At 60.5% G+C, this 21,651-nt stretch carries 19 protein-coding genes and 1 tRNA gene; 16 read left to right on the top strand and 4 right to left on the bottom strand.

Annotated elements, in window-relative coordinates; all coding sequences use genetic code 11:
• Positions 1-199: 199 nt before the first annotated feature.
• On the top strand, positions 200-463 hold the full coding sequence (rbp, locus tag HUV26_RS02865) for an RNA-binding regulator (protein ID WP_174408560.1): 264 nt from the start codon (positions 200-202) through the stop codon (positions 461-463).
• A gap of 130 nt (positions 464-593) precedes the next feature.
• Here rbp (HUV26_RS02865) and HUV26_RS02860 read toward each other — a convergent pair whose 3' ends face one another.
• A complete protein-coding gene (locus HUV26_RS02860) occupies positions 594-1,667 on the bottom strand; it encodes a branched-chain amino acid aminotransferase (protein WP_174408559.1) in 1,074 nt (357 codons plus the stop codon).
• Between the two features lie 600 nt (positions 1,668-2,267).
• Here HUV26_RS02860 and rbp (HUV26_RS02855) point away from each other — a divergent pair.
• Positions 2,268-2,540, top strand: a complete 273-nt coding sequence (gene rbp, locus HUV26_RS02855) for an RNA-binding regulator (protein WP_174408558.1) — start codon at positions 2,268-2,270, stop codon at positions 2,538-2,540.
• A gap of 217 nt (positions 2,541-2,757) precedes the next feature.
• Here the strand turns inward: rbp (HUV26_RS02855) and HUV26_RS02850 are convergent.
• Positions 2,758-2,852, bottom strand: a tRNA-Sec gene (locus tag HUV26_RS02850).
• 326 nt (positions 2,853-3,178) lie between these two features.
• On the opposite strand from HUV26_RS02850, the gene ftsH reads away from it, so the two are divergent.
• From ftsH to HUV26_RS02785, 13 genes are all read left to right on the top strand, one after another.
• Entirely contained in the window at positions 3,179-5,230 is a 2,052-nt protein-coding gene (gene ftsH, locus HUV26_RS02845; RefSeq protein ID WP_174408557.1) for an ATP-dependent zinc metalloprotease FtsH, read from the top strand.
• Positions 5,230-6,096, top strand: a complete 867-nt coding sequence (folP, locus tag HUV26_RS02840; RefSeq protein WP_174408556.1) for a dihydropteroate synthase — start codon at positions 5,230-5,232, stop codon at positions 6,094-6,096. The genes ftsH and folP overlap by 1 nt, the downstream gene beginning before the upstream one ends.
• A 129-nt stretch (positions 6,097-6,225) precedes the next feature.
• The gene (gene cdaA / locus HUV26_RS02835; protein ID WP_174408555.1) at positions 6,226-6,975 is read left to right on the top strand and encodes a diadenylate cyclase CdaA; all 750 of its coding nucleotides are present in this window, start codon (positions 6,226-6,228) and stop codon (positions 6,973-6,975) included.
• A gap of 2 nt (positions 6,976-6,977) precedes the next feature.
• Positions 6,978-7,880, top strand: a complete 903-nt coding sequence (locus HUV26_RS02830) for a CdaR family protein (protein ID WP_174408554.1) — start codon at positions 6,978-6,980, stop codon at positions 7,878-7,880.
• 67 nt (positions 7,881-7,947) lie between these two features.
• On the top strand, positions 7,948-9,300 hold the full coding sequence (gene glmM / locus HUV26_RS02825) for a phosphoglucosamine mutase (RefSeq protein WP_174408553.1): 1,353 nt from the start codon (positions 7,948-7,950) through the stop codon (positions 9,298-9,300).
• A gap of 40 nt (positions 9,301-9,340) precedes the next feature.
• Positions 9,341-10,213: a UTP--glucose-1-phosphate uridylyltransferase GalU gene (gene galU, locus HUV26_RS02820; RefSeq protein ID WP_174408552.1), complete on the top strand. Its 873-nt coding sequence runs from the start codon at positions 9,341-9,343 to the stop codon at positions 10,211-10,213.
• Positions 10,214-10,360: 147 nt separating this feature from the next.
• Entirely contained in the window at positions 10,361-12,787 is a 2,427-nt protein-coding gene (gene priA, locus HUV26_RS02815; RefSeq protein ID WP_174408551.1) for a replication restart helicase PriA, read from the top strand.
• 107 nt (positions 12,788-12,894) lie between these two features.
• On the top strand, positions 12,895-13,251 hold the full coding sequence (locus tag HUV26_RS02810) for a hypothetical protein (RefSeq protein ID WP_174408052.1): 357 nt from the start codon (positions 12,895-12,897) through the stop codon (positions 13,249-13,251).
• 201 nt (positions 13,252-13,452) lie between these two features.
• Positions 13,453-13,839, top strand: coding sequence for a response regulator (locus HUV26_RS02805; protein WP_174408550.1), 387 nt, complete (start codon positions 13,453-13,455; stop codon positions 13,837-13,839).
• Between the two features lie 5 nt (positions 13,840-13,844).
• On the top strand, positions 13,845-15,464 hold the full coding sequence (locus tag HUV26_RS02800) for a response regulator (RefSeq protein ID WP_174408549.1): 1,620 nt from the start codon (positions 13,845-13,847) through the stop codon (positions 15,462-15,464).
• A 346-nt stretch (positions 15,465-15,810) separates the two neighbouring features.
• Positions 15,811-17,055 (top strand): OmpP1/FadL family transporter, encoded by a 1,245-nt coding sequence (locus tag HUV26_RS02795; protein WP_174408548.1) that lies wholly within the window; start codon positions 15,811-15,813, stop codon positions 17,053-17,055.
• Positions 17,056-17,132: 77 nt separating this feature from the next.
• Positions 17,133-17,591 carry a tRNA (cytidine(34)-2'-O)-methyltransferase gene (locus tag HUV26_RS02790; RefSeq protein ID WP_174408547.1) on the top strand — a complete coding sequence of 153 codons (459 nt, stop codon included), beginning with the start codon at positions 17,133-17,135 and terminating at the stop codon, positions 17,589-17,591.
• Between the two features lie 12 nt (positions 17,592-17,603).
• Positions 17,604-18,704, top strand: a complete 1,101-nt coding sequence (locus HUV26_RS02785) for a CobD/CbiB family cobalamin biosynthesis protein (protein WP_174408546.1) — start codon at positions 17,604-17,606, stop codon at positions 18,702-18,704.
• Here HUV26_RS02785 and HUV26_RS02780 read toward each other — a convergent pair.
• The gene (locus HUV26_RS02780) at positions 18,693-19,886 is read right to left on the bottom strand and encodes a BaiN/RdsA family NAD(P)/FAD-dependent oxidoreductase (RefSeq protein WP_174408545.1); all 1,194 of its coding nucleotides are present in this window, start codon (positions 19,884-19,886) and stop codon (positions 18,693-18,695) included. The two genes, HUV26_RS02785 and HUV26_RS02780, sit on opposite strands and share 12 nt — an antisense overlap.
• A gap of 127 nt (positions 19,887-20,013) precedes the next feature.
• Here HUV26_RS02780 and HUV26_RS02775 point away from each other — a divergent pair, with 127 nt between their 5' ends.
• Positions 20,014-21,009, top strand: coding sequence for a YheT family hydrolase (locus HUV26_RS02775; protein ID WP_174408544.1), 996 nt, complete (start codon positions 20,014-20,016; stop codon positions 21,007-21,009).
• A 257-nt stretch (positions 21,010-21,266) separates the two neighbouring features.
• On the opposite strand, the gene HUV26_RS02770 is transcribed toward HUV26_RS02775, so the two are convergent.
• On the bottom strand, positions 21,267-21,620 hold the full coding sequence (locus HUV26_RS02770) for a hypothetical protein (protein ID WP_174408543.1): 354 nt from the start codon (positions 21,618-21,620) through the stop codon (positions 21,267-21,269).
• Between the last annotated feature and the right edge of the window lie 31 nt (positions 21,621-21,651).

Below are 21,651 nucleotides of genomic sequence, written 5' to 3'. Positions count from 1 at the left end.
CGTGTTGACATGATTTGTATGATTCAGCTACTCGGGGTTTACGTGGAAGAGCGGATTGGCCCTCTCCCGCTGTGTGGAGCGGGGCTGTTGCCGGTCGTGCTGGTGCATCCTGTATGATTTCCCGCAGGGGTAGGTGTGTTTTTAAGGCCATGAGCAGGATGCGGCACTTTTTGAATCTTTTTTATCGGAGTTGTTGGTCATGTCGAAGAACATTTATGTTGGAAATCTGGCCTGGTCCGCGAAGGATGAAGATTTGCGTACCCTTTTTTCTTCCTATGGTACCGTGCTTTCCGCCAAGGTGGTAGAAGACCGCGAGACCGGGCGTTCGCGCGGTTTCGGGTTTGTGGAGATGGAAGCCGCCGATGCTTTGCAGGCGATTGAAGCCCTGAACGGGCAGAACTTTCAGGGACGCGATCTGCGCGTGAACGAGGCACAGCCCCGCGAACGCCGTCCCCGCTACTAGAGACGTCTACCCGCGCGCACAGATATCCCGCCTTTCGGCGGGATTTTTTTGGAAGCGGTCGGGCATTATAAAACGCCCCGCCATGGGAGGCGGGGCGATGTGCGTTCTGCAGAGCGGCAGAGGGCGTGGGTTAGAAGTGAGGCACCTTGGCCAGCCAGCCCTTGGTGTCCGGGATGATTCCCTTCTGGATGCCGGTATAGGTATCATACAGCTCCTGGGTGATGGGACCGATGGAGCCGTTGCCCACGGCGAAGGAATCACCGGCATCGGTGATATATTTGCCAACGGGGGTAATGACAGCCGCCGTGCCGAAGCCGCCGGCCTCCACGATATCGCCGGATTTAACCATGGAAACGAAATCGGAAAGCTTCACCTTCTCCTGCCGTGCGTTGGGCAGCAGCTCCAGAACGGATTCGGAGGTTATGGAGCGCAGGATGGTGTCTGTGAATTCCGGAATGATCAGCGAGCCGTCTTTCAGCACATGGAAGTGGTTCATGGCACCCACTTCTTCCAGATAGGTGTTGCTGGCATCCAGATACAGCACCTGTGCGGCTCCCTTGGACTGAGCGAAAAGCTGTGCCCGCAACGAGGCGGCGTAGTTGCCTGCTGCCTTAGCCGCGCCGGTGCCGCCGGGGGTTGCGCGGTGGAACTGTTCCGTGATCAGCAGGGTGACGGTCTTGTTGAAGCCACCGGCATAGTAGGGGCCGCTGGGGGAAAGCATGATACAGAATGTGTACTTCTCACTGGGCTTTACGCCCAGAGCGTCTTCCGTTGCGAACAGGAAGGGGCGGATGTACAGCGATGATTCCGGTATGGTGGGGCACCATTCCCGCTCTATGTCCAGCAGACGCATGAGACCGGCAATCTGCATTTCCTCCGGAACGGAGGGCATGCACATAATGGCTGCGGAGCGGTTGAGACGCTCGGCGTTTTTTTCGAAACGGAAGGTGTAAATCTCTCCGTCTTCGTGGCGGAAGGCCTTGGCTCCTTCGAAAATGGCCTGCCCGTAATGCAGCGCGATGGCGCCGGGGGGAATGCTGAAGTTGCCGTAGGGCACTATGCGCGGGTTGGACCATGTCTTGTCGGCGTAGTCCATCAGGAACATGTGGTCGCAGCGCAGCTTGCCAAAGGGCAGGCTGTCCATGCCTTTAAGAACGGAGTGCCGCCTTTCCGATTCGGGCAGCAGGTTAAGCGAAATTTCCATTGTCCTTCCCTTCGGTTCATGAATGACGTGCGGATTGGCGAGATGCCCCTTCCGGTTCCGGCGGTTGCGAATCAGGGATATCCTGCAGTTTCGGCTTTCCGGCCAGGTGGTTGCAGGGGAGTGCCGTGCCGTTATGGCGAAAGATAATTCCGTGAGCGGCGTGTTTTGTCAATGGGGGACCGCGGGACAGGCGGGACAGGCGGGAGAGCGGGAAGCGGGGGAGAGTGCCGGAAGAACGTGGGGGAGCGGGGTGATGCGTGGACATGGCACAGGCGAAGTATGGACGAAATATGGAAGAAGCGCGGGAAGCGTTGTTGCGGAGCGGCTGGGAATGCGGGAATGGCGGAATTCTGACCCGTGCCCGAGGAGACGAACGAAGCAGGGGAGAAAGACCGTGCGGGAAATGTGTAGCGGAATTGTATGGATTACGGCTTGTTGTGCGGAAAAAATAAAATGGGGACAAAGAAAAAAATATCATGAACTTCACTTGACATGGATGAGTGAAACCCATTATGTCAGCGATAGCAGTGCTGTCATTTCCTGAGTTGGTTTAGGATTTTGCGGTACATCCCTTTCCTTTTTATTTTCGGAGATATTGTCTTGTCTAAGAACATTTACGTTGGCAACTTGGCTTGGTCTACCACTGATGCGGATCTGCGCAACCTCTTCGCTGATTATGGCGATGTTATTTCCGCTCGCGTCATTGAAGACCGTGAAACCGGCCGCTCCCGTGGTTTCGGTTTCGTGGAAATGGACGATGCCGGCGCTGCGCAGGCCATTCAGGCACTGAATGGCAAGAGCATCGGTGGCCGCGACCTGAAGGTTAACGAAGCTCAGCCCCGTGAGAGCCGTCCGAGCCGTCCCCGCTACTAAGCGAACGATCGAAAGCGAATCACGAAGCCCCCGCCCTGCGGGGGCTTTTTCGTTGCAGGGATGCAAGGGGTGCGCCTTTGCGGTTTTTCCATCATACGCCTCGTCTCGTGGCGGGCCTGCGTGTGTTGAAGGTGGACTTGGGTGACAAGGGACAAGGCGCTGCGCGATCTGTGTGCCGGATGGCAAAAAAAAGCCCAGCAGGGCTGGGCGTGTGTGCTGGCGGAAGCGTATAGGAGTCGAACCTACCGGGGACATCTCTGCCACCCCACCGGTTTTGAAGACCGGGCGCCACACCGGTGACGAAACGCTTCCACGGGAAAGCTCAAACTGATGTGGTGCTTCCGATGGTGAGCGCGGGGTTTGCCGTTGCCCGCCATAGCTTGCTGGTGCTCACTGTTGCTCACGATTGCTCAGGTCTCCGTGAGGTTCCATGGAAAAGCTCAATTTGAGTCGGCATTTCCTAGCAGGTTTTGCAATGGCGGGCAAGCAGATGGATTCATTCGGTCAAATGTTCTGATTGTTCGTGAAAAATTGGGAAATCAGCAAAGCTTGTCATTGTCAAATGCGGCGGTACGTCTTAGTAATAACAATTCGGACCCTGCAAGAGTAATCCGACACAACCTCGGAGGCATAGACGCTTGAATCAGTTTTCACGAAATCTCGTCCTGTGGGCGGTTATTTCCGTTCTCATGGTAGTATTGTTCAATCTTTTCAGCCAACCTCAATCCGCGCAGAACAAGGTAAGCTACACCGAGTTTTTGCAGCTGGTGGAAGGCGGGCAGGTGATGCAGGTGGACATTCAGGGCCAGCGGCTCACTGCGCGCCAGCAGGATGGCAGTGCTGTTGTCACCTTTGCACCGGATGACCCGCAGCTTGTCCAGCGCCTGCTGGGACAGGGAGTGCGGGTGAACGCCCTGCCGCCCGAAGATTCTCCGTGGTACATGACCTTGCTTGTATCGTGGTTCCCCATGCTGCTGCTCATAGGCGTGTGGGTCTTCTTCATGCGGCAGATGCAGGGGGGCGGCGGCAAGGCCATGTCGTTTGGCCGTTCCCGTGCCCGGCTCATTTCGCAGGAGCAGACCCGCGTTACCTTTGACGATGTGGCGGGCGTGGACGAAGCCAAGGAAGAATTGACCGAAGTGGTCGATTTTCTGTCCAACCCCAAGAAGTTTACCCGCCTTGGCGGGCGCATTCCCAAGGGCGTGCTGCTCGTGGGGCCTCCCGGTACCGGCAAGACGCTGCTTGCGCGTGCGGTGGCAGGCGAAGCGGGCGTTCCGTTCTTTTCCATTTCCGGTTCCGACTTTGTGGAAATGTTTGTGGGCGTGGGTGCCTCGCGCGTGCGCGACCTGTTTGTTCAGGGCAAGAAAAACGCTCCCTGCCTTATCTTTATAGATGAAATTGACGCCGTGGGCCGTCAGCGCGGTGCGGGTCTGGGCGGCGGTCATGACGAACGCGAACAGACCCTGAACCAGTTGCTGGTGGAAATGGACGGTTTTGAGTCCAATGAGGGCGTCATCCTTATTGCGGCAACCAACCGGCCCGACGTGCTGGACCCCGCGCTGCTGCGTCCCGGCCGTTTTGACCGGCAGGTGGTGGTGCCCACCCCCGACCTTAAGGGCCGCAAGCACATTCTGGAAGTGCACGCCAAGCGCACGCCCCTTGCCAAGGATGTGAACATGGAAGTGCTTGCCAAGGGCACTCCCGGTTTCTCCGGTGCAGACCTTGAGAACCTTGTGAACGAGGCGGCCCTGCAGGCTGCCAAGAATAACAAGGATCAGGTCAACATGTACGATTTTGAGATGGCCAAGGATAAGCTTCTGATGGGCAAGGAGCGCCGCAGCCTTGTCATGAGCGACCACGAGAAGCGTGTTACCGCCTATCATGAGGCCGGTCATGCCCTTACGGCCATGTTGCTTCCTGAGACGGACCCCGTGCATAAGGTGTCCATTATTCCGCGCGGACGCGCCCTGGGCGTGACCATGCAGTTGCCTGACGGTGACCGCCACGGATATACGCGCACCTTCCTTGAAAACAACCTTGTGGTGTTTTTGGGCGGACGTGTGGCCGAGGAGCTCATTTTTAACGAAATGACCACCGGCGCGGGCAATGACATTGAGCGGGCCACCAAGATGGCCCGGAAGATGGTCTGCGAATGGGGCATGTCTGACACTATTGGCCCCATGAATATTGGTGAACAGGGTGAAGAGGTCTTCATCGGACGCGAATGGGCGCATTCGCGTAATTACAGTGAGGAAACCGCCCGCCTTGTGGATGCGGAAGTGAAGCGCATTATGGAAGAGGCGCGTCATCGTGCCCGCCAGCTTCTTGAGGACAACATCGAGCACCTGCACAAGATTGCGGATGCCCTGCTTGAGCGCGAAACCATAAGCGGAGCCGATATTAAGATTCTGCTGGACGGTCAGGAGCTGCCGCCTGCCGAGATTCTGAATGATCCTGCGGAAGCCGAGGAGCGTGACAACCGCGCCCGTGCGGCAGCCGCATACAGGGATCAGCAGACTTCTGCCCGGCCTTTTGCCCGGCCTGCCGCCGCGCCGCGCGAGCAGTCGCCCGCTGCGGGCGGGGGAGAGTTTACGCTGGAAGAAGAGCCGGGTGAGGCAAAGGACGGCGAGGGTCGTTCCGATGACTCAGACAACGAAACGAAGAAACCCGAAGGCGGAGAGCAGTGCTGATGCTTGCTCCGGTACACTGGGAAATCCGGGGGGGCAGGTCTTTGGGCCCTGCCCCCTTTCTTATATTCGGTATTTTGAATGTGACGCCGGATTCCTTTCATGACGGTGGCCAGTATGCAAACACGGATGCCGCCCTTGCCCATGCCGCAGTGCTTGCGGGGGAGGGGGCGCACGTGCTGGACGTGGGGGGTGAATCCACCCGGCCCTTTGCCGAGCCTGTGCCGCCGGAAGAGGAGCTGGAGCGGGTGATTCCCGTCGTACGCGGGTTGAACGGGCTGCGATGCGGCAACGGCATGCCGTGGGCTGTTTCCGTGGATACCTATAAGGCGCGCACGGCGGCTGCCGCACTGGATGCCGGAGCGGATATCATAAATGATGTTTCCGCCTGCGCTTTTGACCCGCAACTGCTGGATGTGCTTGGGCAGTACAGGCCCGGCTATGTGCTCATGCACAGCAAGGGCAGGCCGGAGGATATGCAGAAGGCTCCGGAATATGAGGATGTGGTGGAGGAAATTCTGGACTTTTTCGAGAAAAAGCTGAAAGAATTGACCTCAGCGGGAATGCCGGAGGCGCGCATACTGCTGGACCCCGGTATAGGGTTCGGCAAGACGCTGGAACATAATCTCGCAATTTTGCGCAGTATGGACAGGTTTGCGCAGTTGGGGCTGCCCCTTATGGCGGCGGTTTCCAATAAATCCATGTTCGGCGCGCTGTGTGATGCCCCGCCCGGGCAACGGCAGAATGCCACGCAGGCGGCCACGGCCATTCTGGCATCTCGCGGGGTGTTTGCGCACCGGGTACACGATGTGGCCCTGACGGTGCAGACCCTGCGGGTGGCGGAGGCGCTGGCGCCACGGGTTGCGTAACCGCCATGGAGTGAAGGGAAGCGGAGGCTTCGGCCGCAGGCGTATGCGTTTGCGGCAAAGGCAGTGTGCAGGAACAGGGGCGGGAAGGCTGCGGCCGTCCGGCCCGGAACGTATGGAGCACCCACGGGCATGCTGCAAATCGGCAATATAAGCGTCGGATGGCGCGACATGGTGGATGTCGCGCTGGTCACGCTGCTTTTCTACCGCATCATACTCATGGTGAAGGGCACGCGCGCCGTGGCTTCCATCTACGGCCTGCTGCTTGTGCTGGTTGTCTATTTTGTGGCCGAGGAGGTGGGGCTGTATACCCTGCACTGGCTGCTCGGTAATTTTCTTGGCTCCATCTTTCTGGTTATCATCATCCTCTTCAACCGCGATATACGCCGCGCCCTGACGGAAATGGGGGCGAGGGGGTTCTGGCGTAAGCAGGTGGTGGAGGACGATTTGCTCAACGAAGTGGTGGGAGCTGTGCTCAGCCTTGCCCAGCGGCGCGTAGGGGCGCTTATAGTGCTGGAACGCAACGTGCCCCTGGGGGATACCGTGGAGCGCGGCGTTCCGCTGGATGCCAAGGTGACGAAGGAGCTTCTCATATCCGTGTTCCAGACCTCCACCCCGCTGCATGACGGCGCGGTGGTGCTGCGTGGCGGCAGGCTGAGTGCGGCAGGCTGTATTCTGCCTCTGGCCGTTGCGCCGCAGGACAGGCCGGAATACGGCACACGGCACAGGGCGGCCATGGGTATTACGGAAGAAACCGATGCGGTGGCCATTGTGGTTTCCGAGGAGCGGGGAGCTGTGACGGTTTCCATAGCCGGAAGGCTGACCACGGCGCTTGACGCCACCCGGCTCAAGCGCGTTCTGCGCAATGCACTGGAGCGATAGCTATGCGCGCGAATTGGCAATTTTTTCTTCTCGCGCTGCTTATGGCATGCACCCTCTGGTTCATGGTTTCGGGCCGTGAAGAGGTGGAGGCGTGGGCCAAGATGCGTATTGAAATGAAGGGCATGCCGCCCAACCTGATCGTCATGCAGGGGCTGGAACCCACTGTGGACGTGCGCGTCCGCGCGCCCAAGGGGTTGCTGCGGGGCATAACGGACAGGCAGCTTGCCTATTCGCTGGACCTTTCTGCCCTTACGCCGGGAGTGAACATTATTCCCGTTCAGCCGGAAAGAGTGCCTCTGGGCAGTGCCTATGAGGTGGTGGAGGTTCGTCCCTCGCGCCTGACGCTGAACGTGGACAGCATAGAAAGCCGTGATGTGCCTGTGAGCGTGCAGGTTGTCGGTTCGCCCGCAACAGACATGAAGGTGACAGGAACCACTGCCGCTCCGGGGGCGGTTTCTGTGCGGGGGCCTTCTTCACTGCTTTTGCAGGTGGAGGGGGTTGAGGTTGTGGCAACCGTGCCGGACGTGACTGAGCCCGGCGTGGTGGAGGTGCCCGGTATTGTGAACGTGCCTGAAGGGCTGGAGGCGATTCCGCCGAGGGTGCAGGTGGCCTTTGTTCTCAGTTTGAAGACCGTGCGCCGTGAAGTGGTGCGCACGGTGGAGATTACGGCCCCTGAATCTTTGGAGGTAAAGGCCAAAACCCGCAGGGTGACGTTGCAGCTTGAGCTTCCTGAATCCAGAAGCACTGATGCCGAACTTTTGGAATCCGTGCAGGCGGCACTTGAGGTGCCGGAGAATCTGGAACCGGGGACGCATTCCCTTCCCTACCGTGTGCATCTGCCGGAGGGCGTGTGGATGCGGTCTGCAACGCCGAGCACCCTGTCCGTGACAATCCGGGAGAGATAGCGTATTGCTTCCGCGCCGTGGCGGAGCAGGTTCCGCCCGGCTATTCCAATGTGCATGAGGATGACTGATGGGAAAACGACTCTTCGGTACCGACGGCCTGCGCGGGCAGGTGAATATATATCCTATGGTTCCCGATGTGGCCCTGCGTCTGGGGCTGGCAGCGGGGACTTTTTTTCGGAACGGCAAGCGCCGCCACAGGGTGGTTATAGGCAAGGACACGCGCCTTTCCGGTTATATTTTTGAAACGGCCCTTACGTCCGGGTTGTGCGCCTCGGGCATGGACGTGTTTCTTGTGGGGCCGCTGCCTACTCCTGCCATTGCCTTTCTTACCCGCAATATGCGCGCGGACCTTGGGGTGGTTATTTCTGCCTCGCACAATCCGTTTATGGACAACGGCATAAAGTTCTTTGACAGCGCGGGCTTTAAGCTGGCGGATGAGGCAGAGGACGCCATAACCGAGATGGTGCTGAACCCCGAATATGCTTGGAACTATCCTGCCCCGGAGAACGTGGGCAGGGCCTACCGCATAGAGGACGCTCCCGGCCGGTACATTGTTTATCTGAAGAACAGCTTCCCCACCGACCTGACGCTGGACGGCCTGCGTGTTGTGCTGGACTGCGCCCACGGAGCCAACTACCGCGTGGCACCGCTGGCTCTGGAAGAGCTGGGGGCTGATGTGGTGAAGATAGGCGTTTCCCCGGACGGGCTGAATATCAACCAGCAGTGCGGGTCGCTGTATCCGGGCGTTGCGGCGGAGCGGGTGCTTGCCCATGGTGCTGATATAGGTCTTGCGCTGGACGGCGATGCGGACCGCCTTATCGTTGTGGACGAGAAGGGGCACGTGCTGGACGGTGACCAGATTATGGCCATCTGCGCGCAGGATATGATGGAGCGCGGTGTGCTGCCGGGGAACACGCTGGTGGCAACGGTGATGAGCAACATGGCGCTGGAAGTGTTCATGAACGAGCGCGGCGGGCGTCTTGTGCGCACCCCCGTGGGCGACCGGCACGTGGTGGAAGCCATGCGCAGGGAAGGCGCGACCATGGGCGGGGAACAGTCCGGGCATCTTATTTTTTCGCAATACGGCACAACCGGAGACGGTCTGCTTGCGGCCCTGCAACTTTTACGTATCATGAAACAGAAAGACAGGCCGCTTTCCGAACTGGCGGGCTTGCTCCAGCCCTTCCCGCAGCAGCTTGTGAATGTGCATGTGCGCCGGAAGATTCCTTTTGACGACTGCCCCGAAGTGGTGGAAGCAAGAAGGAAGGTGGAGAACGAGCTGGGCACGCGGGGGCGCGTGTTGCTGCGCTATTCCGGCACGGAGGCTGTGTGCCGCGTGATGGTGGAGGGCGAGGACGAGGAGCAGGTTCGCCGGCTCACAGAATATCTTGCCGAGGCTGTTCAGACGCATCTGAAGTAGACGGGAGTTTCAGCACTACAACCGCAAAGGAGCACTGGGCATGAACATCCGTAAGGTCGTGATTCCCGTTGCAGGGTGGGGTACCCGGTCCCTGCCTGCGACAAAGAATATTCCCAAGGAAATGCTGCCGGTCTACAACAAGCCGGCCGTGCAGTACGTGGTGGAAGAAGCCATGCGCTCCGGCATGAGCGATGTAGTGTTTGTGACCAACCGCGATAAGAAGATCATAGAGGACCACTTCGACCACAACCTGCAGCTTGAGTCGATTCTGGAACGCGCGGGCAAAAAGCCCATGCTGGATGTCATCCGCGAAGTGGCGAACATGGTCAACATAATCTCCATTCGCCAGAAGCAGCAGCTCGGACTGGGGCATGCGGTGCTGTGCGCCAAGCATGTGGTCAGCGAGGAAGCGTTCGGGGTTATGGTGGGTGATGACCTTATGTTCGGCATGGAGCCGGGCCTGCGGCAGCTTATGGACGTGGCTGTAGCCGAGAGACTGCCTGTTGTGGGCGTTATGGAGGTGGAGCCGGACAAGGTGAGCCGCTATGGTATTGTGGCGGGCGACGAGATTTCTCCCGGCACATACCGTGTGACCAGTCTGGTGGAAAAGCCTGCCGCCAACAAGGCACCTTCCCGTCTTGCCATTGTGGGACGCTACGTGCTTACGCAGGACATCTTTCCTGCGCTGGAGAAAACGGCTCCGGGAGCGGGCGGGGAGATTCAGCTTACCGATGCGCTTTCCACCCTTGCCTCCGGACGCGGACTGCTGGCGGTGAAGATGCGCGGTATGCGGTTCGACGTGGGTGACTGGGTGGAGTATCTCACTGCCAACATTTACTTTGCGTTGCAGGACGAGGAAATTCGGGACGACCTTGTCAAGCACCTCAAGCCGTTGCTTCCGTGGAAGTGCTGATGCGCCGTGCGGTTCCGCGCCTGCGGTATCGTCTGTTCCGGACCGGATGCGGTCCGCAGGCCGGCAGGATCGGCAACGAGTGAAATGACTGGGCGGTCTGCACGGACCGCCCGGATTTTTTTGTCGAATGTGCAGACAGGACGCACCATGCCTGTAAGGACTCCGCCCATGCTTTCCGTTGCCCTTCTCAGCCCGCCGTATGTTACGTTGCACTATGCCGCGCCCTCGTGGCTGCCCGTCTTTGCGTGGCAGCCGGGTATGCGTGTGGCCGTGCCGCTGGGCAAGGCCGGTGGCTTGCGGGTGGGCGTGGTGCTGGATGCCGATGCGCCTGCCGCGCCGGAGGGGGTGGAGGTGAAAGAGGCGCTGTGGCCGCTTGAGCGCATGCCGTTGCTGACGCCGGATTATCTGGAGATGGTGCGGCAACTGGCCGTGCGGCATCTTGCCTCTCCGGGCGATGTGCTGGGCAGCCTGCTTCCTGCCGGGCTGCGTACCTCGCGCGTGCGGCTGCGTCTGTTCGGCGAGGGAAAGCCGCGCACCTTGCAGCTTAAGGACGTGGGCAGGATGGGCGAGGCGGAACGGCGTGTGCTTGGCGAGGCGTGGACAGGGGGACAGCTGGAAATGCTGGATGCCGCTTTTGACGCCGATGCCAGCGAGGTGTGTGTGGTGACCAAGGACCCGCCGTGGCCTGTGCGTCCCTCTGCCAAGCGGCAGATTGAGTTGCTGGAATATCTTTGGGAAAAGGGGGCGGTGCCGCGCAGCGTGGTTACGGGGGCCTTTGGTGCTTCCTGTGCAGCGGTGCTGGGCACGCTGGCGGAGCGGGGCCTTGTGGCTGTGGGGCCGCCGCAGGCCGTATGCGCATGTGCGCCGGAGGACGATGACGCAGGAGCGGGCGGAGAAAGCGGCCCTGCGTGCGTGGCGGAGCTTGCGGACGGTAACGGCCATGGTGGCGGGTATGTGCTTACGCCCGCGCAGCGCGGAGCGGCGGATGAGTTTGCGGCGGCACTGGATGCACCGCACCCGGAGACCCGTCTTCTTTACGGCATTACCGGAAGCGGCAAGACTGCCGTGTATCTGGAGCTTGCCGCGCACACTCTGCGGCAGGGGCGTTCCGTCATGCTGCTTGCGCCGGAGGTGGCACTGGCCTGCAAGCTGCACCGGGCCGCCCGCACCGTTTGCGGCGGGCAGGATATTTTTCTGTTCCATGGCTACCAATCCCCCGGTGAACGGGAGCGGACATTCAGAGCCATTGCCGCGCGCACTGAGCCGTGCCTTGTGGTGGGAACGCGTTCGGCGCTGTTTTTGCCCGTGCCTGCTCTTGGGACCATTGTGCTGGACGAGGAGCATGATGCCTCGTTCAAGCAGGATGAGGGCATGGTCTATCAGGCCAAAGAGGTGGCGCATTTCCGGATGCAGCAGGTGCGGGGCCTGCTTGTGCTCGGTTCCGCCACGCCCGATGTGAAGACCTTTCATGCCGCACGGTCCGGGCATATTCCCGTGGCCCGCCTGTCTGACCGGGTGGGAGGCGGCACGCTGCCTGATGTGGAGCTGGTGGACATCAAGGGGCTTTCCACCGCAGAGAGCCTGCTTGCGCCCCAAAGCCTGCAGGCCCTCAGAGAGGTGGTGGAACGCGGGGAGCAGGCCGTTATTCTGCTGAACCGCCGCGGGTATGCTCCCCTGATGTATTGTCTGGACTGCGGTGCCGTGGCGCGTTGCCCACAGTGCGAGATAGGCCTGACCTACCACAAGGGGCGTGAACGGCTTGTGTGCCACTATTGCGGACATTCCGTCCCCTACCCGGCCCCGTGCGAGGCGTGTCGGGGGCTGCATTTTCTGCCCATGGGAGAGGGAACCGAGAAGCTGGAGGAGAGCCTTGCCCATCTGTTGCCTCCGGGCAGCCGGGTGCTGCGTCTGGACAGGGATTCCACCCGCCGCCCGGGCCGCATGGAAGCCATTCTGGACAGCTTTGCCCGGGGCGAGGCGCAGGTGCTGGTGGGCACGCAGATGCTCTCTAAGGGGCACCATTTTCCGGAAGTTACGCTGGCCATTGTGGCGGACGGTGATCTGGGATTGAATCTGCCCGACTACCGTGCGGCCGAACGGACGTTTCAACTGCTGGTGCAGGCATCGGGTCGCGCGGGGCGGGGTGAGAAGCCGGGACGCGTGTTCATTCAGACGCGGGATCCGGCCCATTACTGCTGGCAGTTTGTGCGCGCCGCAGATTACGAGGGTTTTTTCGATGAAGAGATACGTCGCCGTGAACGACGGCGGTATCCGCCTTTTGTCAAACTTGCGCTGGTACGGGCCAGTTTTCCCGCAGACTGGGACAAGGGCATGGCGTATGTGGAGCAGCTTACCGCCCTGGCGCGGGAGCGCGGGCGGGCGCATGGTGTGATGGTGCTGGGGCATACCCCGTCGCCCCTTGCCTTGCTCCGGGGACGCAAGCGGTTTCAGTGGGCTCTCAAGGGGCCGGAATGGCCGGGCATACGGGCGGTGTTTCACGAAATGCGCGCTGCTGCGCCGCGGGGCGGGCAGTTGCGGCTGGGGCTGGATATTGACCCTGTGAATATGTTGTAGGGGCGGGGTTTCCGCATAACGGAAGAACCGCATCGGAAGCCGGATATTGGCGTGCGGGAAGGAGCAGGAATATGATATGGGTTGCAGGAACATGCGCGGAGTGCCCTATGTATTGGACGGATGGGCACGGCGCGGGCGATGTGGGTGAACACGGGTTCTGTGCCGCGCCTGCGGCAAAGCGGCCCGGGTTTGGCCCCAAGGAAGCCGCAGCGGGGCGTCCGGATTGGTGTCCGCTGGAGGCGGGGAGCATACAGGTTCGGGAATCTGATGAAGGAGCCTGTGCGCCTGGTGCTGCGCCGGGCAGCGTGTGTGCATGCGATGACTGTCCGTTTTTCTTTCAGACCGACAAACGCCGCTGCAATATTGCCACGCCCAAGGGGCGTCCTTTGCTGACGGATGAGCCGCGTCCTTTGTGGTGCCGCTTGCGCAGGGAAGGGGTTATTATCCGAAAACGGGCAAAGTGAGCGGGAGTTGCTGTTCGGCATTGCACACTTTTCAAGGTAACGGTATGGTAAGTGTATACAGGGTAGGCATGCCTGCGCCGGGCATGCATCCCTTTGCCGCAGCTTTTGCATGACAGCCCCGTGAATCCGGGTAGCCGGAGGCGGGGCGATGTATGCGGCTGTCGGGAGGCAGAGACCAACGGACAAGCCCCGGGAGTGCCGATGTCAAACGAACCGATAGTAATCCTGGTCGTGGATGACGAAGAGATGGTGCGCGAAAACCTTGAGGCCTATCTTGAGGACGAGGGTTTCGTGGTTCACACGGCAGGGAGCGGCGAAGAAGGGCTTGAAGTGCTTGCCGGGGTGAGCCCGCATGCGGGAATCATCGACATGCGGCTGCCAGGCATGAGCGGCAACGATTTTATCGTGAAGGCGCATGAGCGGCGGCCCGGGCTTAAATATCTTATCCATACCGGGTCCACCAACTACAAACTGCCCCTGGAGCTTATGAATATCGGCATTTCGCGTGACGATGTGTACATTAAGCCGTTGCAGAATATGGATGATCTGGTGGAAGGCATTTTCCGCATTCTCAAGCTGGAAAGGTAAGCCGTATGGCACGTTCGTTCAAGGCAAGGATTCTGGCCATTGACGATGAGATTCTGGTCCGGGAGAGCCTTGCCGCCTTTCTTGAGGACAGCGGGTTTGAGGTGCTTCAGGCCGCCAACGGAAAAGACGGTCTGCGGGAATTCACTGAAAACGCCCCCGACCTTGTGCTCCTTGACCTGCGCATGCCCGGTATGGACGGGCTGGAACTGCTGGACAACCTCTCTTCTCTTGCACCGGAAACGCCGCTTGTGGTGGTATCCGGAACCGGTGCCATCAAAGATGTCATAGAAGCCCTGCGACGGGGCGCGTGGGACTACATCACCAAGCCCATTCACGATCTCACCTTCCTTGAATGCGTGGTGCAGAAGGCTCTTGAGCTGGCACGTATCCGGCGGGAGAAGCGCAGCTATCATGAGCGGCTGGAGGCCGAGGTGGCCCAGCGTGCGACCGAACTGGAGCAGGCGCGGGATGAGGCGGAATCTGCCAGCAAGGCCAAGACGCAGTTTCTGGCCAATATGAGCCACGAATTGCGCACGCCGCTGAACGGCATCATCGGGCTTACGGATCTGCTGCTGGGAGGCGAAACAACGCCCGAGCAGGCAGAGTATATGCAGATGGTCCGTCAGGCAGGGCGCGAACTGCTGGCCATAGTCAACAATCTTCTGGATATGTCCAGCATTGAGGCTGGCAAGATGGTGCTGCGGGAATCTGTGTTTTCCGTGCGCGGGTGTCTGGCTGACGTGCTCAAGGTGCTGGATGTGCAGGCCCGGTGGAAGAATCTGCATCTGGACCACATGGTGGACGACAATGTGCCGGAATCGGTCTGCGGGGATTCGGGCAGGCTCAAGCAGGTTATCAGCAACCTTGTGGTCAATGCCATTAAGTATACGCAGCGGGGCGGCGTGACCGTGCATGTGCGGCTGCACCGCCAGCGTAAGAAGGATGTGTGCCTTGCCTTTGTGGTGCAGGACACAGGGGTGGGCATTCCGCAGGAAAAGGTGGAGGAGGTGTTTGAACCGTTCTCGCTTGCGGAAAGCTTTATGACCAAAAAGTATGGCGGAGCAGGGCTGGGGCTGGCCATTTCACGCGAGATAGCACGCAAGATGGATGGGGATATCCACCTTGAGACGGAACCGGGAAGGGGCAGCACCTTTACCTTTACAGCCTGTTTCCGCAACGCCAAGGGAAAGGAAGACGAGGAGGAGGCGGAAGGGATGCCCGTTATTCGCGGGATAAGCCGTCCTTTGCGCATTCTGCTGGCGGAAGACGACATCATCAACCGCAAGCTTGCCGTCTACTTCTTTGAGAATCAGGGCCATGAGGTGGTGTGCGTGGGCAACGGCGTGGCCGTGCTGGAAGCCATGGTCAAGGAGACGTTTGACCTCATCCTCATGGATATTCAGATGCCGGACATGGACGGGGTGCAGGCCACCCGTGCCATACGGCAATCCGCAAGCCCGGAAATCCGCCGGGACATCCCCATTATTGCCATGACTGCCCATGCCATGAAGGGCGACCGGGAACGCTTTATTGAAGCAGGTATGGATGAATACATATCCAAGCCTGTGGATTTTGCTCATCTGGTGGCCGTGGTTGAGCGGGCACTTGCTCCAAAAAAGGTGTAACTCTCACTTTTTTTACGCTTTCACTCCACTTTTTTGCGCAAAACCGCGTTCAGGCGGTTGCCTAAGTGAGAGTGTTCCTATTATAACCCCACAAGTTTTTTGATTGGAAGAGGAGAACCGCGCGTGTCCGCTGCACTGCCAGCAAGCGAGGGACGGGACGCCGCGGTGTCTGAGTGTTGTCCGGTGGCTGCAGGGGAACGGCTGGCGGTCTGCCGTGTTGTGCGGAAAATGGCCTTGCTTTGGGGCGGGGGATTTTCCTGACGGCGCGGCGGGTGACGGATGCATCCGGGCACGGGTGCGTTCACGGGATGCCATGCGTTGCCGGACGTGAATCAAAGGGGTTATCATGAAGCGACGTCTCGTATCCGTTACCGTCTGTCTTGTCTGTCTGTTCGCCTTTACCGTCTCCGCTTCCGCTGCCGGATTCGCCCTGTATGAATACAGCGCGCGCGGCAATGCACTGGGTGGTGCCGTTATCGCCCGCGCGGATGATCCTTCCACCATTGCCTTTAACCCCGCAGGCCTGACGCAGCTTGAAGGCACGCAGGTGGCCACCGGTGTTTCCGCCATTCTGCCCAACATGGACGTGAAGGTGAACGGCGATAAGGTTCACGGGCAGAACAATGTCTGGCTGCCGCCGCACCTGTACATGACGCACAAGTATAACGACAAATGGTCGTTCGGCGTGGGCATGTACACCCGTTTCGGGCTTGGCACCGAGTATGATGCCGACTGGGCGGGCAAGGCCAACGTGACCCACGCGGTGGTGCAGTCTTATTCCATCAATCCCAACGTGGCCTATCAGGTGAACGATAATCTTTCGCTGGCCGTGGGCGTGGAATATATCCATGTTATGATGGAGATTGACAAGACCATCTCGCTGGCCCCCTTTGCCTTAGCAGGAGGCGTGCTCAGCAAGACCAAGGCGGAAGGCTACGGCACGGCACTTACCCTTGGCATGCTGTACAAGTTCAATGACCAGTGGCGTCTGGGCGTGGGCTACCATAGCCAGGCCGAAATAGGGGCCAGCGGCGACCAGCGTTTCCACGACGTACCTGCTGCAGTGGGCGGACTCTTCCCCAACAACCACGTGACCGGCACGGTTATTCTGCCGGAAATGATCAATGTGGGCCTTGTCTACTATCCGTGGGAAGACCTGAGCATTGAAGTGGGCGGTGTGTATACCCGCTGGTCCACCTACAACCGTCTGCGCTTTGAATTCTCCAAGCCTGTGGGCGGCTCGTTCCATAGCGATACCCCCAAGGACTGGGAGGACGTGTGGCGCTACAATGTGGGCGTGGAGTATGCCGCCACCGACTGGATGAAGCTGCGCGTGGGCTACACCTATGACGAATCGCCCCTTAACGACAGCCAGCTGGACTACCTTATTCCCGGCAATGACCGCCAGCTGTACAGCGTGGGCGTGGGATTCAACTACGATGCGTGGACGCTGGACCTTTCCTACACCTACCTGTGGATGAAGGGCCGCGACTACGCCAATACCCGCACGGTAACCGGGGTGAACCCCAACTCCCATTCCATGAATGCCCGCACGGACATCTACGGCGTGACGCTGGGCTACAAGTTCTAAGTTTCTGTTTTACGCTTGCCACGGGGCCGGTTCGGGTGCATTCCTGAACCGGCCCTTTTTACGACAGGACGGCGATTATGCAGATAGTTTTGTTCCAACCGGAGATACCGCCCAACACGGGCAACGTGGCGCGCCTGTGTGCCGCGACACAGACCCCGCTGCACCTCATTGAGCCGCTTGGGTTCAGTCTGGACGACCGCTATCTCAAGCGGGCCGGGCTGGACTACTGGTCCCATGTGAACGTGCGAGTGTGGCCGGACTGGGAAACCTACGCCGCAGAGGGCGGGGCGGGAAGACGGCATGTCATGACCAGTGCGCGGCAGGGGGAGGCTGTGCATCGGTTTGCCTTTACGGAGCGGGATGCCCTTGTCTTCGGGCCGGAAACGCGCGGCCTGCCTGAGTGGCTCACGGAACGCTACGCGGACCATGTGCGTATTCCCATATGGGGAGAGGTGCGAAGCCTCAACCTTTCCACCGCTACGGGTATAGTGCTGTATCAGGCCTACGCTGCGCTGGGCACGCTGGAGGGACGGTAGGTGGCATGGGACATGCCTTGGGCAATACCGTGGAGTGGATTGCCGGGGGCAGCGGGCTGGAGCCTGTGGCTGCCGCCTTTTGCGCTGGCTCTGGACCTTGTGCTGGCTGACCCGCGCAGACTGCCGCATCCTGTGCAGGCCGTGGGGTGGCTGCTTGACCGCATGGAGGCGGTGGTGCGCGCCCGCGTGCATCCGCCCACCCGGCTGGCGGGAGTCTGCTGCCTGTGCCTGCTGCTTATCGCGGTTGCTGCGTGCGTGCAGGGGATTCTGGCTCTGCCCGTGGCGGGCGCTCTTGCGGCCTGCTATCTGGCGTGGGCCGGCCTTGCGGCCGGGAGCCTGCTGCGTGAGTGCGGCAGGGCGCTTGAGGCGGTTGCCCATGAAGATATTGCCGTTGGTCGGCATGCCGTGAGCATGCTGGTAAGCCGCGATGTTTCGCAGGCGGGCAGGGACGATCTGCACCGCGCGCTGGCGGAAACCCTTGCCGAAAATTTTAATGACGGTGTGATCGCGCCCTTCTTCTGGCTCGTGCTGGGCGGCCCTCTGTGGCTCTGGCTCTACAAGGCGGTTTCCACAATGGATTCCATGTGGGGCTACCGCACGGAGCAGTGGCGTGCGCTGGGTTGGGCAGGGGCGCGGCTGGACGACTGCCTTGCCTTTGTACCCGCGCGGCTTGCCGCCCTGTTTTTGTTGCTTGCGGCACCGCTTGCGGGCGTTCGTGCTGCAGATGCGGGCGGCAGGGCAAAGGGGGCGCCGGATGTGTGGTGCTGTTCCGGCCTTTTATCCCGCCTGAAGGGAGTATTTTGTTTGATCGGCCTCATTGCGGCAGACGCCCGGACCATGGAAAGTCCCAACGCGGGATGGCCCATGGCTGCAGCCGCATGGCTGCATGGCAGACGCATGGGAGGGCCTACGGCCTACTTCGGGCAGACCAAGGACAAACCCGTGCTGGGACCCCGTGAGGGGCGTGGGGATGAAGCGCAGCCAGAAGTGCAGCCAGAAGCGCAGGCTCCGGGGTGGGATGCCGTTTCTGTTCGGGCCCTTTTGCGGCATGTCCGCGTGGCAGTTCTGCTGGGATGCGCCGTCATGTGGGGCGCGGTATCGTTACTCTTTTGAAGCGGGGCGCAGGGCCAGCCCTGCCGCCTGACCGGAAGCCCATGCCCAGTGCAGGTTGAATCCGCCCAACTGGCCTGTTACATCCAGCACTTCTCCGATGAAATACAGACCCGGTTGCAATGTGCTTTCCATGGTTTTGGAAGAGATGTGCCCGGTGTCCACGCCGCCTGCGGTGACCTCTGCCCGGCGCATGCCCTCTGTACGGGCGGGCGTGGCGGTAAGAGCGTGCACCCGCTGGCGCAGGGTGTCTGTATCCTGCCGCGAGAGTTGGGCCACCTGCATACCGCCCAGTTTTTCAGGCACAAGCGCCAGTGCCAGCCGTTCCGGCAGGAGCCTGCCGAGAACCGTGCGCACCAGCGGTTTGCCTCCGGCCTCCCGCAGGGCGTTCTCTACGGACAGTGCGGGCAGAAAATCCATTTCCAGCGGCATGCCGGGTTGCCAGAGGCACGAGGCGTGCAGAACGGCGGGACCGCTTATGCCCGTGTGGGTGAAGAGCAGGTTTTCTTCAAACCGTCTGCCCGCACAGGTTATGGCGGCGGGGACGGCAATGCCCGAAAGCCCGTGCAGGGGCCAGTCGCCGGGCATGGCGAAGGGGACGAGCGCAGGGCGTGCGGGTACGACAGGGTGCCGGAACTGCCGGGCCACGCGGTGGCCCATGTCCGTAGCTCCCGCCTGCGGCCATGCGGGGCCGCCCAGCGCAATCACAAGGCTGGAGGATGTCAGTTCTTCCACCCCTTCAGCACCGGAGACGCGCACCGTGTATCCCGTGGCTGTTGCGGCGATGTTCTGGACCGTGTTCCGCAGCATCCAGCAGACACCGTGCCGGGTGCATTCGGCTTCCAGAGCACAGGCAAGCTCGTCCGCGCTTCCGGTGCAGAAAAGTTGCCCGTGGTCGCGCTCTTCCCACGCGATGTTATGGACGGAGAGGTATTCCACCATGTGCCACGGAGAAAAGCGGGCCAACGCGGATTTGCAGAAATGGGGGTTGGCTCCGGTGTAGTCGCCGGGATGGACATGCAGGTTGGTGAAGTTGCATTTGCCGCCCCCGGCGATGCGGATTTTCTTGCCCGGTTTTCGGGCGTGGTCCACAAGGCAGACCGAGAGTCCGCGTGCGGCGGCTGTTTTGGCGCACCACATGCCGGATGCGCCCGCGCCGAGGATGATGGCGTCGAAGGTCTTCATGCTGTCCTTTTGTCATAAAATGGGATAGTGCGGTATCCGCCCGTGGCGGCGTACCGTGAATACTCCGGTTTGTCCATGCCGTATGCCGCCCTGTGGCGTTTATGATTCATTAAGGAGCCGTTTCGCCATGCCTTTGCTTTCTGCCTCGTCGTATACCATGCCCTTTCCGTTTACCAACGGCCATGTGCAGACCCTGTATCCGCCGCTTTTCCGTGCAGTTCCGGACGCGCCTGCCCGCCGGGAGCGTCTGGACACGGCGGACGGGGATTTTCTGGATATGGATTTTTTGCCCTGCGGGGCATACGGCGCGCCGCTTGCCGTGGTATCGCACGGTCTGGAAGGGCATTCGCGCCGCAAGTATGTGCGGGGTATGGCACGTTGCCTGAACGCCCATGGATGGGACGTGTGCGCGTGGAATTTCCGGGGGTGCAGCGGCGAACCCAACCGTACTGTGCGCATGTACCACAGCGGTGTGACGGATGACCTGCACAGCGTTGTCACCTACTGCGCGGGGCTTGGCTATGCTGCCATCGCGCTGGTGGGGTTCAGCATGGGCGGCAACCAGATTCTCAAGTATCTTGGTGAAAAGCCGGAAGCGGTGCATCCCGCCGTGGCGGCGAGCGTGACCTTTTCTGTGCCGTGCGACCTGGTGGGGGCGGCGCAGGTGCTGGACCGGCCTTCCAACGTCATTTATATGCGGTATTTCATGCACTCGCTGCGGCAGAAGATGGTGCAGAAGAAGGCGGTTTTTCCCGATATGCCGAGCATTGAGGGGCTGGAGAGCATGCGCACCTTCCGCGAGTTTGACAATCGCTTCACCGCGCCCCTGCATGGCTTCCGCGATGCGCTCGATTACTGGGAACGCTGCGGCTGCGGGCAGTTTCTGCGGCGTGTGCGTGTGCCTTCCCTGCTGGTGAACGCCGCCAATGACCCTTTTCTCAGCCCGTCATGCTACCCCGTGCATGCGGCGGAACAGTCCGCATCGCTGTTTCTGGAGATGCCCCGGACAGGAGGGCATGTGGGTTTTGTGCGGTCCCGCGAGGACGGCTACTACTGGTCGGACCTGAGGGCAGCCGCCTTTCTTGCGGAAGTGCTGGGCATGCAGATGCCGCAGGGGCTGTGAGGGGGCGTTTTTCATCAACAGGACGCAGGCACGCGCGGAAAGGTCTGTCGGGCCTCGTTTCGTTGGACGGGTGCCTGATTGCGCCGTTCAAACGGGCAGACCGGGCATATCGGGCACGCGGGGCGCAGTGATCCCACCGGGCGGACCGCAGATGGGGTGAAACACTGCTCCGTCAGTTTTGCCTTTTCCTCTATACAGGGGATGATGCCCCGTTCTGCGCGAAAACGGGCGGGGCTGCTGCACCGGTGTTTCGTGTCTCAGTTGGCGCGCGAAGCAGCGGCGGGCATGGAGGCGAGCAGGGCCTCCTGATCAAGCGATTCCGACTGTTCCACAAATTCCTGACACCGCATGGCAGACTGCGCCAGTTGCAGCATCACGGCCTGATACCGGTCCAGATCTTCTTCCGTGAGCGAGTAGATGAACTTGTACTGCTCCAGCATGTTCAGCAGTTGCAGCGAGGTTCCGGCCAGAAGGCGGTATTCGGTTATCATGGCCTTGCGCAGGTTCATGTCCGTGACGCTTTGCATGCGCGATTCGCCCAGTTCCCTGCGCATGCGTTCCAGCATTTCAAACTGTTCCACCAAACCCGGTGCGGAAGTATCTGCTTTCATGGAATTTCCTTGTATACCTGAGGTGAATCGC

Source organism: Desulfovibrio psychrotolerans, from assembly GCF_013340305.1.
GTDB lineage: Bacteria > Desulfobacterota > Desulfovibrionia > Desulfovibrionales > Desulfovibrionaceae > Halodesulfovibrio > Halodesulfovibrio psychrotolerans.
The sequence above is the reverse complement of the archived record's forward strand: the minus strand, read 5'-3'. Positions and strand labels throughout refer to the sequence as shown.

Excerpts from the sequence above, each read along its gene's own strand:
- rbp (WP_174408560.1), top strand. The coding sequence starts at position 200 with ATGTCGAAGAACATTTATGTTGGAAATCTGGCCTGGTCCGCGAAGGAT.
- HUV26_RS02860 (WP_174408559.1), bottom strand. The coding sequence starts at position 1,667 with ATGGAAATTTCGCTTAACCTGCTGCCCGAATCGGAAAGGCGGCACTCC.
- folP (WP_174408556.1), top strand. The coding sequence starts at position 5,230 with ATGCTTGCTCCGGTACACTGGGAAATCCGGGGGGGCAGGTCTTTGGGC.
- cdaA (WP_174408555.1), top strand. The coding sequence starts at position 6,226 with ATGCTGCAAATCGGCAATATAAGCGTCGGATGGCGCGACATGGTGGAT.
- HUV26_RS02830 (WP_174408554.1), top strand. The coding sequence starts at position 6,978 with ATGCGCGCGAATTGGCAATTTTTTCTTCTCGCGCTGCTTATGGCATGC.
- glmM (WP_174408553.1), top strand. The coding sequence starts at position 7,948 with ATGGGAAAACGACTCTTCGGTACCGACGGCCTGCGCGGGCAGGTGAAT.
- galU (WP_174408552.1), top strand. The coding sequence starts at position 9,341 with ATGAACATCCGTAAGGTCGTGATTCCCGTTGCAGGGTGGGGTACCCGG.
- priA (WP_174408551.1), top strand. The coding sequence starts at position 10,361 with ATGCCTGTAAGGACTCCGCCCATGCTTTCCGTTGCCCTTCTCAGCCCG.
- HUV26_RS02810 (WP_174408052.1), top strand. The coding sequence starts at position 12,895 with ATGTATTGGACGGATGGGCACGGCGCGGGCGATGTGGGTGAACACGGG.
- HUV26_RS02805 (WP_174408550.1), top strand. The coding sequence starts at position 13,453 with ATGTCAAACGAACCGATAGTAATCCTGGTCGTGGATGACGAAGAGATG.
- HUV26_RS02800 (WP_174408549.1), top strand. The coding sequence starts at position 13,845 with ATGGCACGTTCGTTCAAGGCAAGGATTCTGGCCATTGACGATGAGATT.
- HUV26_RS02795 (WP_174408548.1), top strand. The coding sequence starts at position 15,811 with ATGAAGCGACGTCTCGTATCCGTTACCGTCTGTCTTGTCTGTCTGTTC.
- HUV26_RS02790 (WP_174408547.1), top strand. The coding sequence starts at position 17,133 with ATGCAGATAGTTTTGTTCCAACCGGAGATACCGCCCAACACGGGCAAC.
- HUV26_RS02785 (WP_174408546.1), top strand. The coding sequence starts at position 17,604 with ATGCCTTGGGCAATACCGTGGAGTGGATTGCCGGGGGCAGCGGGCTGG.
- HUV26_RS02780 (WP_174408545.1), bottom strand. The coding sequence starts at position 19,886 with ATGAAGACCTTCGACGCCATCATCCTCGGCGCGGGCGCATCCGGCATG.
- HUV26_RS02775 (WP_174408544.1), top strand. The coding sequence starts at position 20,014 with ATGCCTTTGCTTTCTGCCTCGTCGTATACCATGCCCTTTCCGTTTACC.
- HUV26_RS02770 (WP_174408543.1), bottom strand. The coding sequence starts at position 21,620 with ATGAAAGCAGATACTTCCGCACCGGGTTTGGTGGAACAGTTTGAAATG.